The organism is Erwinia sp. INIA01 (assembly GCF_025947915.1).
Classification (GTDB): domain Bacteria; phylum Pseudomonadota; class Gammaproteobacteria; order Enterobacterales; family Enterobacteriaceae; genus Erwinia; species Erwinia coffeiphila.
Genome location: NZ_JAPDNC010000004.1, coordinates 406,027 through 417,929 on the forward strand (window position 1 = coordinate 406,027; position 11,903 = coordinate 417,929).

An 11,903-nucleotide genomic window follows, 5' to 3' on the forward strand; every position below is an offset into this window, starting at 1 on the left:
TCTCAAGTGACTAAGGCGTATGAGTTTCATGACGGACAGGTAACAAGTTGATTCAGTTTGTCATACCTTGAGGATAGCAGCTAGTGAGGTATCGACGAATGTCGCGTGATAACAACAGCTTTATTGCATCCGCAGCGGTGCTAAAGTAGGGGGGTGATTCTGACAAGGATATGACATGCACACTTCTCTTCCGGCAGGACAAAAACTGATTTCTGAACTGGGTCGCATCGTCGGCCGCAACCATCTTCTTACCGATCCCGCGCAAACCGAGCGCTACCGTAAAGGCTTTCGCTCCGGCGAAGGCGAGGCGCTGGCGGTGGTCTTCCCGGGTTCGCTGCTTGAACAGTGGCGGATACTGCAGGCCTGCGTGGCGGCAGATGCCATTATTCTGATGCAGGCGGCCAATACCGGCCTGACCGAAGGCTCCACCCCCAACGGCAACGATTATCCCCGCGATATCGTGATTATCAGCACGCTGCGTATGGACAAAATCCGCCTGCTGGACGAGGGAAAACAGGTACTGGCGTTCCCCGGCAGTACGCTGTATCAGCTGGAAAAAGAATTAAAGCCACTGGGACGCGAACCCCACTCGGTGATTGGCTCCTCCTGTATTGGCGCGTCGGTGCTGGGGGGGATTTGTAATAACTCCGGCGGTTCGCTGGTGAAGCGCGGCCCGGCCTATACCGAAATGGCGCTGTACGCGCAGATCGATGCCGACGGCGTGCTGCGCCTGGTTAACCACCTCGGCATTAACCTCGGCACCACGCCGGAGCAGATCCTCACCCGTCTGGATGATGATACCTGGCAGCAGGGCGACGTCCTGCACGATCAGCGCCACGCCTCGGATCACGAATACGCCGAACGGGTCCGCGACGTGGAAGCCGATACCCCTTCACGCTTTAATGCCGACGCACGTCGCCTGTTCGAAGCTTCCGGCTGTGCGGGCAAGCTGGCGCTGTTTGCCGTCCGTCTGGATACCTTTGCCAGCGAAACTGCCCAGCAGGTGTTCTATATCGGCACCAATAATACCGACGTGCTGGACCAGCTGCGCCGCCATATGCTGGCCAACTTCAGCAATCTGCCGGTTGCCGGTGAATATATGCACCGCGACATTTTCGATATTGCTGAAGTGTACGGTAAAGACACCTTTGTGATGATCGACAAACTCGGCACCGATAAAATGCCGATGTTCTTTACGATGAAAGGCCGCGTTGATGCCTGGCTGTCGCGCATCAAGTGGTTTAAGCCCCACTTTACCGACCGCGTATTACAGAAGCTGACCGCCCTGCTGCCCTCCCATTTGCCTGCCCGTATGAAGCAGTATCGCGAACGCTATGAGCATCATCTGATGCTGAAAATGTCCGGCGACGGGGTGGCAGAAGCCCGCGCTTACCTGCAGGAATTTTTCCACCAGGCTGAAGGTGCATTCTTCGAATGTGAAGGCAAAGAGGGTGCACACGCGTTTCTGCATCGCTTTGCCGCTGCCGGTGCCGCCGTGCGCTATCACGCCGTGCATCACGATGAGGTGGAAGATATTCTGGCGCTGGATATCGCGCTGCGCCGCAACGACCGTGAGTGGTTTGAACGGCTGCCTGCCGAATTTGACGATGCGCTGACTCACCGTCTCTACTACGGCCACTTCCTTTGCCATGTGTTCCATCAGGACTATATTGTGAAAAAAGGAGTGGATACCCACGCGCTGAAGGAAAAAATGCTGGCACTGCTGGCCGAGCGCGGCGCGGAATATCCGGCAGAGCATAACGTAGGCCATCTTTATAAAGCGAAACCCCAGCTGAAAGCGTTTTATCAGCAGCTCGATCCGACCAATACCTTCAACCCGGGTATCGGTAAAACAACGAGAGAAAAACACTGGGGCAGCTGCGACTGTCAGAAATAACCCGCGTTTCCGGGGCGGAATTATTTCGCCCCGGTGCGCTCGCTCATATTAATGTTATTTACCCTTCCCGATACGCCCCGAAACATTGTTTTTTTCCACTTTTGCGCTAATAGTCAATTGTATCCTGTGATAACTGTAATCATGCCAACTGACTGGCGGAGGAAATATGGGCGTAGTAGCAGAAGAAAACATTACTGCTTCAAATAATAATAGCCTTACCAGCAATAAAAATTACTGGACCGTGCAAGATGTAGAAAAAGCCACGAAGGGCAGCTGGGTTATTCCCCCGGCAGAAGGCTGGACCGCAACCGGCGTCTCTATTTTCGCTCCCGCTTTGCAGCCCGGAAATATGGCAATTATCCGCACCGAAGATGATAAAACCGGCCTGCTGGCCAGCGTGGCTTTACGCCTTTCTCCTCCGCCCTCCTGCCTGATCACTACCGAACCGGAAAAAATTCTGTCGGACAGTATCCCATTGCTTAAGGTTGCCGATAATACCGACGCTGTCCTTGCTATGGGCCGCTACGCCCGCGATAAGATGAAAGGCCGGGTGCTGGGCATCACCGGCAGCGCCGGTAAAACCACCTGTGTGGCCATGGTCGCCGATGCGCTTTCCGCCTGGGGGCCAACCTGCAAGAGTAATAATAACGCTAACCTGCCGCGCGGCGTGGCGTGGAATATCGCCTCCATGCCGTGGGACAGCGCCCATATCGTGCTGGAAATGGCCATTGGCAGAATGGCGGTCAGCTCGCGTATGGTACGCCCGGAAGTCGCAATTTTTACCAATATTCAGCCCGCGCACCTCGGTGAAAACACCACCGTCCACGATGTTGCCCTGACCAAAAGCGCCATCTTTGTCGGCATGGCTCCCGGCGGCGTGGCGATTTTAAACCGCGATATGCTGGAGTGGGAAACGGTCAGCCAGGCGGCCGAAGCGAAGCAGCAGAATATTGTTAACTACGGCACGCATCCCGACTGTCAGTACCGTCTGGTTGAATATGACGCGCAGAAGCAGCAGGTTACCGCGCAGATTGGCGACCGCACCCTGCACTACACGCTGGCGGCGGGCGGAAAGCATATGGCACTGAACAGCCTGGCGACGCTGGCCGCGGTGGAAGCGCTGGGCTATCCGCTGGAACCGGCTATTGAGAAGATCGGGCAATTTGCCGCCCTGGCAGGGCGCGGTGAGGAAAAACAGGTCACCGTTAACGGCCTGCCGCTGACCCTGATCGATGATGCCTATAACGCCAATCCAGGCTCGATGCAGGCAGCCATTGAGCGCCTGAGCGGCCAGAGCTGTAGCGGGCGCCGTATTGCCGTACTGGGTGAAATGGCCGAGCTGGGTCCCGGCTCGGAGAGCTATCATACCGAACTGGCACCGCTGCTGAACGCCAGCCAGATCGACCAGATCTTCCTGGCAGGATCGAGCTATAAACACTGCTGGGAACAGCTGGATGAAGGGAAAAAAGGGGTGTGGGTGGATGCGCCGGACGACCTGAAACCGCTGCTGCTGGAGGCACTACAGGCCAATGATACGGTGCTGTTGAAGGGCTCAAACAGCACCAAAGTTCATCAGTTGGTGAGTTGGATAGATCAGATGCAGGATAAAGCAGGCTAAGCCATCAGGCTGCCGGTGGGGTTGCCACCGGCGGTCATTATGCGTTTACTCCGCGGCATCCTGTAAAACCACCTTCCCGTCTTTACGCTCAATAATCATCGTCTGCGGTGCAGACAGCGCCACGCCTTCCTTGCGCAGTCGGGTCAGAATATCGAACAGCAGATCGCTTTTCGCTCCGCTCACCTGGCGCGGGCTGGCGACGTTGCCGGTAACGGCCAGTACAATACCGGTAGAGGTGAGATCTTTAAATGACACCGACGGCTCCGGGGTTTCCAGAATACGTTCATTATCGTTGTAAACGTCCAGCAGCAGCTGACGCACCTGCTGCGGATCGATATCCAGCGGGAAGGTCAGCGTAATGGTCGCTACCCCCTGCGCATTACCCATGGTGGCGTTACGCACGTTCTGCGAAATTAGCTGCGAGTTCGGCACAATGACCGTGGACTTATCGCTGAGCTGGATCTCAGTGGCACGCACGTTAATACGACGGATATCGCCCTCAATACCGCTGATACTGACCAGGTCACCGACTTTTACCGGACGCTCGGTTAACAGGATCAGACCAGAGATAAAGTTCTTCACAATCTCCTGTAAACCGAAACCGATACCGACCGACAGGGCGCTGACGATCCAGGCCAGCTTGTTCCACTGCACGCCCATAATCGACAGTGTCATCAGGATCACGAGCACAAAGCCGATATTGCTGAACAGGGTGATCAGCGAAACGCGCATCCCTTTATCCATGGTGGTTTTAGGCAGGAATTCGTTTTCCAGCCAGCGTTTCACCGAGCGCAGTACCCAGATACCCACCGCCAGGCACGTTAGCGCGTTCACCACATGCGCCGGAACGATATTCATCGACTCCAGGCCTTTACCGCCCCAGAACTCAATGGCTTTCTGCACCAGTTCTATTGGCGTTGCGCTGCCGAAAGTGCCGTTCAGTAATGCCATCGCCGCCGCCAGCAGCAGCAGCGTTTTACCAATCGCACCCAGCAGGGCCGCAACCTGACCAAGATGGCGCGCGTCGATGTTTAACGAGGCCTGGATGCGCTTGCCCGAGGCATTATTAGTGGAGAAAAGGCTCTCGCTGGCATCGGTCACCAGCTGGCTGAAGATGTAGAACAGGCCAAACACAATGCCCATCCAGATCAGCTCATAAGCAAGGAATCGCGCCAGGGTAATGTAACCAATGACCAGCGCAACCATGATGGCAAAACCGATCAGCGTCAGCGCCATCTGAATCAGCCCGACCAGCGTTGACCTCGCTTCCGGCTGATGGCCTTCCTGAATCATTCTGCGACGTACGCGGTTGGTACGAATGCTGATCGATAGCGCGGTTGCCCCAATCAGTAACGCGGTCATACCGTTGGCAAAAATCGTCGTCGCCACGCTGGTATTCGCGCTGCTGTTAAAGTTTTCAACCGTCTGAAAAATAAACACCAGCGCAGCGGTCAGCGGCGGATACGGCTTCAGGGACATCGCCACTTCATTGGAGATTTGCGGCAGGCGCCATGATGGGCGGCGAGTGGAGAGGAAAGCGCGCCCCAGGCCGGCGATCAGACCGCAGAAAATACTCAACCCGACCAGTTTATCGGCGAAGACGCGAACGTCATCCACGACCTCATCATGGCGGGTAAACGCCAGATCGAGGAAGTTAAACGCCAGCACCACCGCGCCGAGCGTGGTTAACGCCGTGGCGGCGGCAAGGAAGCTGCGGCGCAGGCGACCTTCCGGCAAATGGTTGATCCCCACCCAGGCGAGGAACTGTTCAAGGTAGCGGCGGCCCAGCGTTGCCACCAGACCGGCAGCCAGGATCCAGCTTATCGTGCCAAACACCCAGCCCGGTTCAAAAGAGAGCGACGCGGCGGTTTTCAACTCATCAATAAAGTCACCGATCTTTTCACTGTCGTCGCTCTGGTTGTTGGTCAGCGGTGCCCAGAAGCGCGGACCGAAAATACTGCCTGCGTTCAGCGCCAGCTGGGTTTTCAACGCATCGCGGCGCAGATTAACAATCTGGGCAGAAAGATTGATCGAACTGGCTTTGATTGTCTCGGCCTGCTTGATTTGGTCGTCGGTTTTACTTTTCTGGCTTTCCAGCTTGCTGCGTTTGGTCGTGACTTCGCTGGTTTCCTTTACTCCGCTGTCCGCCGCTGGCGCAGGGCCAAGTACCGCCAGCTGCGCCTGCAGCTGCGCGCGCTGCGGAATCAGCCCCTGAATCAGGGCATCGGCATCACCGGACAGCTCCAGCGCAAGGTCATTAAGCGCATTCAGGCGGGTATCGTTGGTTTCGCCGGATACCTGCTGCTTTATTTTGTCGAGCACCTTCTGCATCTTAGGCAGCTCAACGGCAGCATTGACCTTGATCGGCGCATCACCATTTTGCTGAGCGCTGTCGCTGTCTGCCGCCTGCACCCACTGCGGCGACAGCGCCACCAGTGCCAGCAGACACACCCGAAGAAAAGTTAACATGCCTGACATGAACGAAGTTCCTGATAAAAAAGAGAGGGCACCGGTCGGTGCCGGATGAATATCGCGGCATAGTTTATGCCTTTGCCGTGGGCCGCACTATAAGATTTGCGATAGAAAAAAAAAGTCTCAGCCATAAGAAGAATCTATGGTGTTTCATCGTGAGCTGCGTGGCAAATTAGAAAGAAAAAACACAAGGTCTCGTCATGGTTAACCCTGCATCTGCCGTCTGCATCCGCGACGCAGAAGAAGCCGATTTCGATATCATCACCCGCATCTATGGCTGGCATGTCCTGCACGGCTGTGGCTCATTCGAAGAAACACCACCGGATGTGCATGAAATGACCGAGCGTTTCCGCAAAGTTCGCTCCTTTGGCCTGCCCTGGCTGGTTGCGCTGATTAATAATGAAGTGGTCGGCTACTGTTACGCCACGCAGTATCGCCCCCGCCCCGCCTACCGTTACACCATTGAAGACTCCATTTATCTGGCACCCGACGCGAGTGGCAAAGGCATTGGCAGCGTACTGATGGCGGCGCTGATCGCCCGCTGCCAGCAGGGACCGTGGCGGCAAATGCTGGCGATTGTCGGCAACGGCGCACGCAATGCCGGTTCGCTGAACCTGCATAAAAAAATGGGCTTCGAAACGGTGGGCAATTTCCGCAACGTGGGATTTAAGCACGGTGAATGGCGGGATACGCTGCTGATGCAGCTGGCGCTACAGCCGGACGCGCCAGAAGTGCCGGAAAGTTAGCCCCTCCGGCACGCTGTAAGCGGGTTACTCCACCGCGCTGTCGTCGGCAACACCGTTACTGGCTACCTGAGCGGCCTTCTGCTTTTTATAGCTGAGCGCGGCGGCAGGAACCGGGGAGATCTTACCGGTTTCAATCCAGCTACGCAGGCGGTTGGCATCGGCGAAATGCGTGTACTTCCCGAAGGCATCCAGCACGACCAGCGACACCGGGCGCTTATTGATCACCGTACGCATGACCAGGCAGTGCCCGGCCTGATTGGTGAAACCGGTTTTGGTCAACTGAATATTCCAGTCCGGGCGATACACCAGATGGTTGGTGTTGCGGAACGGCAGCGTGTAATTCGGATGGCTAAAAGTGGCCATATCTTCGCGGGTGGTACTCAACTCGCCCAGCAGCGGGTAGCGCTTACTGGCGATCAGCAGTTTGGTCAGATCGCGGGCGGTTGATACGTTATGAATAGACAAGCCGGTTGGTTCAACGTAGCGGGTATTCGTCATCCCCAGCGAGCGCGCCTTGGCGTTCATCGCCCGAATGAAAGCATCGTACCCACCCGGATAATGATGCGCCAGGCTTGCCGCCGCGCGGTTTTCCGAGGACATCAGCGCCAGCAGCATCATATTCTTACGGCTGATTTCGCTGTTGAGCCGCACGCGCGAATAGATCCCGCGCATTTCCGGAGTCTGACTGATATCCACGCTGAGGATCTCATCCATCGGCAGATGCGCATCCAGCACCACCATCACCGTCATCAGTTTGGTGATTGAGGCAATCGGGCGCACCAGGTCAGGGTGATTAGCGTAGATAACTTTATTCGTATCCATATCGACAATCATCGCACTGCCGGAGGCAATTTCCGGCTGCGCCGCACGCGTGGTTTCAGATTGTGGAGTACGGGCATTGGCCTGAGTAACGAGTAGCGGGCCGGAAAACAGCAGGGCCAAACTCAAAAGAGATAAACGGATTTTTGCAGGCATCAGTTCAGAACTTAACGGCTAGTGATTCAGGTGTGGTAACCACACGCCGCCACCCGCTGAAACGGAGAATATGCGAGGGCTGGCTCGCGCATAATACGCTGTAAACCGGGTATTTTCCTACCGATTATTCGTTTCCAGGCGTTTCCAGATCGCCACCGGTTTCCCGGTGGCGAAGGCACTTAAAACAGGCGATAACCATAGCCCCACATCAGGACCGTGATCGCCAGCAACACTTCCAGTACCAGGATACCAATCGCCAGCGTAGAACCCGAAATTCGCAGGCTCTCTTCGCGATCAATGTTCAAGAACAGGGGAATGCCGACGTAAAGCAGATAGCCGGTATAGACCAGTGCCAGAGCGCCAACCAGTACGCACAGCCAGACCAGCGGGTAAAGCGCAACCAGCCCGCTAAGGAACAGCGGCGTGGCGATATAGCCGGCGAAAACCATACAGCTGTTCAACTGTGGCCGCTGCGGATAATCACGCGCCATCCACCAGATTACCCGCCCCATCACCGCTACCCCGCCAAGGATCACGGCATAAAACACAATCGCCAGCGCGAAGGCACTGAACAACGACAGCGGAATGGTCTGACCCACGCCGATATCCCAGCCAATTTGAGTGGTACCAATAAAGGCGCAGACCACCGGGATCAACGCCATCAGTAAAACATGATGAGTGTAATGATGAGAGAGCGTTTCGTTCTCCCGTTTGATATCCCGCATCTCACGGTCAGGATGCGCAAGAAGTCCCCATACGTGGTTCATATCTTCACTCCTCACAACGTCTGGCCGCCCGTGGTTTCTGTCTGGAGCGGCAACACTATCAGTATATGCGCCACTGAATTGTTTGCTTTTCACCCGGCAACGCCGATCGGCTAACGCCCTATTTTTACTTCAAAAATAAATGCGCGGATTTTCTACAGGCTGCGGGATCGATCACAAAACGCTAGACTAATAAGGAGGAAACACTTTTAAGGAGATCTATTTTGCCTGCTGATGTGAATGCGCTGATTACGGAATACGGCTATTGGGCACTGTTTATAGGCTGCCTGGCGGAAGGAGAAACCTTCACTCTGCTGGGCGGCGTTGCCGCTCATGAAGGACTTTTGCACTACGGCTGGGTACTGCTGGTGACGGCCTGCGGCGGCATTCTGGGCGATACCGCGCTATTTTTCCTGGGCCGATACTACGGCACCAGCATTCTGAAACGCTTTAAAAAGCATGAGGACAAAATAACCTCAGCGAATCAGCTGATCCGCAAACGACCCGTGCTTTTTGTTATCGGCGTACGTTTTATGTATGGCCTGCGCATTGTCGGGCCGATCATCATCGGTGCCAGCCGCCTGCGTCCTGCCACTTTTCTGATGCTTAACGTGATTGGCGCACTGCTGTGGGCGACGCTGTTTGTCTCACTGGGCTATCTGGGAGGCCAGGTGATTGCGCCATGGCTGCACGCGCTGGACCATCATATTAAACAGCTCTTCTGGCTGGTGCTGGCGATCGCTTTAGTCTGGGGTGCCCGCTTCACCTTCCGCCGCTATAAACACAGCAAATGATATCCCCGGGATGATTTAATCCGCTCCACCCCTTACCTACCTTACCCATTAGTGATGGGCAGCCCGAGACATCTGGCTGCCCCACACCTTCTATCTCATTGATAAAACTACTACCGCTCATTGTTAACGTTATCTGATGACCATTTGCAATCTCGTAGAATCAGCCACATAAAAAAGCATAGAAATAATGAAAAAATATTTCTTAACTTTTACAAAGATAGTCTATGCAAACTAATGGGTGATAACTGCAATCCGCCAAATTAGCGTTGATTTTTCAGCAATTTTACAATAAATGGTAATTTATTGTGATACAGATCACACTTTCAAATAAAAAAAACGATAAGTTTTTTAATGATTTTACGAATAAATCACACTTTTTATGGCCTCGAAGTATAAAAAGAAATCAATAATTACACTTTTAAACAACAGAAACTCTTATCAATAACCTTCAGACCAGGAATTTTCGTAGTCCCGACTTCCTGACCCTGAAACGCATAAATTTTCTTAATCAAAAAAAATCATTTCAATTCATGATGTTATCAAAATGTGACAAAACTTCGTCACTGGTAATGCCATTAAGTGAGACTTATCTTAATTTTAGATAGTCAGTTGTTACCATGTGAAACCATTTAATAGAAAAAACCTATCGAAAGTCACTCCGTCGTGTATTCAAACCAATTTCAATTAACTGAATTAACACACTAAGCTCCAATTCAGTTAGAGATCGGTGTTCTCAGGTCGCGGAGATGATTTCAAATTGAGTAACTCGCAGCTAATGATGAAGAGCTTTAACCTATTGATGGTGTTAAAGGACTGCAGTATGAAAGTACATCGTGTTGACTATCGGTTAGTCCCTGGCCTCACTCATGCTATGGCAGGTTCACTACTTACCCGTAAAAGCTCAGCAGATACTCTTATTTCACCCTCCTTCATTGGCTCAGGGATCGATCCTGTCGATCAAAACTGTCCTCTCTCTTCCGCGCAGAGCACCACACTGACGGTTTGCTTACCCTTTCAATCTGTAAAGCGTATTTGCCAGATCGAATGTATTGAATCTGCATCACAGGTTCTGCTTAGCATTCATCATCTCAGGTTCTTCTTACGCATCGGATATTGTTGGTTAGCAGCGTCCAGCACTACGGTTAGTAAATATGTGAAGTCCGGCAATATGTATTTCAGGACACCCGGAAATTATGTGAGCTTCCGCAAACTATTTTCCACTCCCCTAATTTGAATACGGGTTAATAAATACCCGCTGAATAATAAGGGCTGCGTTTCTTGAATGAATCGGACAATCCAGTTTTGTAGGGGGGAGATCTCCACCCTGCCATCATGAGGTACTCAGCTGATAATGATATGAAATATATCACTATCAGAAAGTCACCTCTGAAAATAATAATCCAGGGTAATCGACTGGATAATAAAACTATTTTTATGCCCCTTATTCGGGGGGGCATCGCCTTGCCCGTTTATCGGATTAATTATTGTTTATTAGTTGTTTTATGGCTAATTAAATGCGTAAAGCACAAGAACAAGAAAAACAATTCGATAGTCAGGTATCAGGCCTGCCCCGCTGAAAATGTATTTCCATTAAGGTCCGCATAAAACTTCCGCGCCAGAAGCAGTAAGTAGTTGAAATAAGAAGGGAATAAGCTCCAAAGGTGCTTGCTATAACTTCTATTTAGTACGTATCAAATTAGTAAACGATTTGGTAAGGCTCTGGGGCCTGCCAAATGCTCAATCCTCATGGGAGTGCAAGTTTATGAATAACATAGCTGTAACCGTAAAGGACGGCGGAGCAACCTCCAGCGTATCAGCTGATAGGGTTAATCTGACCGCGCCTAGCGTAGTAAAGCTACAACTGGAGCGCAGCGAAATCGCTGCAACAACACGCTCCGGGAATGATTTGATCGTTACGCTCCATTCTGGCGAAAAAGTCGTACTCCAGAATTTCTTTGTGGCTGATGCACAGGGCCACACAAGTGATTTAGTCCTGGAAGATAGCCAAGGCGCACTGTGGTGGGTGCAAGATCCCGCCACCGGTTTCCATTTTGAATCTATTGCCGATATCGACGGTTTATTGTTAGGCGGTACGGAATCCAACTATGCGGCCGGGCTGGCATTTGCTGGCGCCGGCCTGCTTGGCTTAGGAGCAATGTTCCTGGGCGAAAGCGACGACAGCGATTCAGATTCCGACAGTGACTCTGATTCCGACAGCGACTCTGATTCCGACAGTGACTCCGATTCCGACAGTGACTCCGATTCCGACAGTGACTCTGATTCCGACAGTGACTCCGATTCCGACAGTGACTCTGATTCCGACAGTGACTCCGATTCCGACAGTGACTCCGATTCCGACAGCGACTCCGATGCTGACGCGGATGCTGATGCCGATGCTGATGCTGATGCTGATGCGGATGCCGATGCTGATGCTGATGCTGATGCCGATGCCGATGCCGATGCCGATGCGGACGCTGATGCTGATGCTGACGCCGATGCGGACGCCGATGCCGATGCCGATGCCGATGCGGACGCCGATGCCGATGCCGATGCCGATGCGGATGCGGATGCGGATGCGGATGCGGATGCGGATGCGGATGCGGATGCGGATGCGGATGCGGATGCGGATGCGGATGC

Annotated in this window: 8 protein-coding genes; 5 read left to right on the forward strand and 3 right to left on the reverse strand. The window is 53.3% G+C overall.

Translation table 11 applies throughout. The features are described 5' to 3' along the window. Positions 1-175 precede the first annotated feature (175 nt). A complete protein-coding gene (dld, locus tag OMR58_RS09880) occupies positions 176-1,897 on the forward strand; it encodes a D-lactate dehydrogenase (protein ID WP_200562266.1) in 1,722 nt (573 codons plus the stop codon). A 166-nt stretch (positions 1,898-2,063) separates the two neighbouring features. Beyond that, positions 2,064-3,515, forward strand: coding sequence for a UDP-N-acetylmuramoyl-tripeptide--D-alanyl-D-alanine ligase (locus OMR58_RS09885; RefSeq protein ID WP_264545813.1), 1,452 nt, complete (start codon positions 2,064-2,066; stop codon positions 3,513-3,515). A gap of 45 nt (positions 3,516-3,560) precedes the next feature. Here the strand turns inward: OMR58_RS09885 and OMR58_RS09890 are convergent, their stop codons facing one another. After that, complete coding sequence (locus OMR58_RS09890; protein ID WP_264545814.1) at positions 3,561-5,993, reverse strand: DUF3772 domain-containing protein; 2,433 nt, start codon at positions 5,991-5,993, stop codon at positions 3,561-3,563. A gap of 194 nt (positions 5,994-6,187) precedes the next feature. Between OMR58_RS09890 and OMR58_RS09895 the strand changes: the two genes are divergently transcribed. Further along, a complete protein-coding gene (locus tag OMR58_RS09895; RefSeq protein ID WP_264545815.1) occupies positions 6,188-6,733 on the forward strand; it encodes a GNAT family N-acetyltransferase in 546 nt (181 codons plus the stop codon). A 24-nt stretch (positions 6,734-6,757) separates the two neighbouring features. Here the strand turns inward: OMR58_RS09895 and pbpG are convergent, their stop codons facing one another. After that, positions 6,758-7,708 carry a D-alanyl-D-alanine endopeptidase gene (gene pbpG, locus OMR58_RS09900; protein ID WP_200545690.1) on the reverse strand — a complete coding sequence of 317 codons (951 nt, stop codon included), beginning with the start codon at positions 7,706-7,708 and terminating at the stop codon, positions 6,758-6,760. A gap of 179 nt (positions 7,709-7,887) precedes the next feature. Then, a complete protein-coding gene (locus OMR58_RS09905) occupies positions 7,888-8,475 on the reverse strand; it encodes a Yip1 family protein (RefSeq protein WP_200545689.1) in 588 nt (195 codons plus the stop codon). Between the two features lie 221 nt (positions 8,476-8,696). Here OMR58_RS09905 and OMR58_RS09910 point away from each other — a divergent pair, with 221 nt between their 5' ends. Both OMR58_RS09910 and OMR58_RS09915 read left to right on the forward strand, forming a co-directional pair. Beyond that, entirely contained in the window at positions 8,697-9,266 is a 570-nt protein-coding gene (locus tag OMR58_RS09910; RefSeq protein WP_264545816.1) for a DedA family protein, read from the forward strand. Positions 9,267-11,028: 1,762 nt separating this feature from the next. Beyond that, the coding region (locus OMR58_RS09915) for a BapA/Bap/LapF family prefix-like domain-containing protein (protein WP_264545817.1) at positions 11,029-11,903 on the forward strand (875 nt) is incomplete at its 3' end.

Coding starts and splice junctions, on each gene's coding strand:
- OMR58_RS09885 (WP_264545813.1), top strand. CDS start 2,064: ATGGGCGTAGTAGCAGAAGAAAACATTACTGCTTCAAATAATAATAGC.
- OMR58_RS09905 (WP_200545689.1), bottom strand. CDS start 8,475: ATGAACCACGTATGGGGACTTCTTGCGCATCCTGACCGTGAGATGCGG.
- dld (WP_200562266.1), top strand. CDS start 176: ATGCACACTTCTCTTCCGGCAGGACAAAAACTGATTTCTGAACTGGGT.
- OMR58_RS09890 (WP_264545814.1), bottom strand. CDS start 5,993: ATGTCAGGCATGTTAACTTTTCTTCGGGTGTGTCTGCTGGCACTGGTG.
- pbpG (WP_200545690.1), bottom strand. CDS start 7,708: ATGCCTGCAAAAATCCGTTTATCTCTTTTGAGTTTGGCCCTGCTGTTT.
- OMR58_RS09895 (WP_264545815.1), top strand. CDS start 6,188: ATGGTTAACCCTGCATCTGCCGTCTGCATCCGCGACGCAGAAGAAGCC.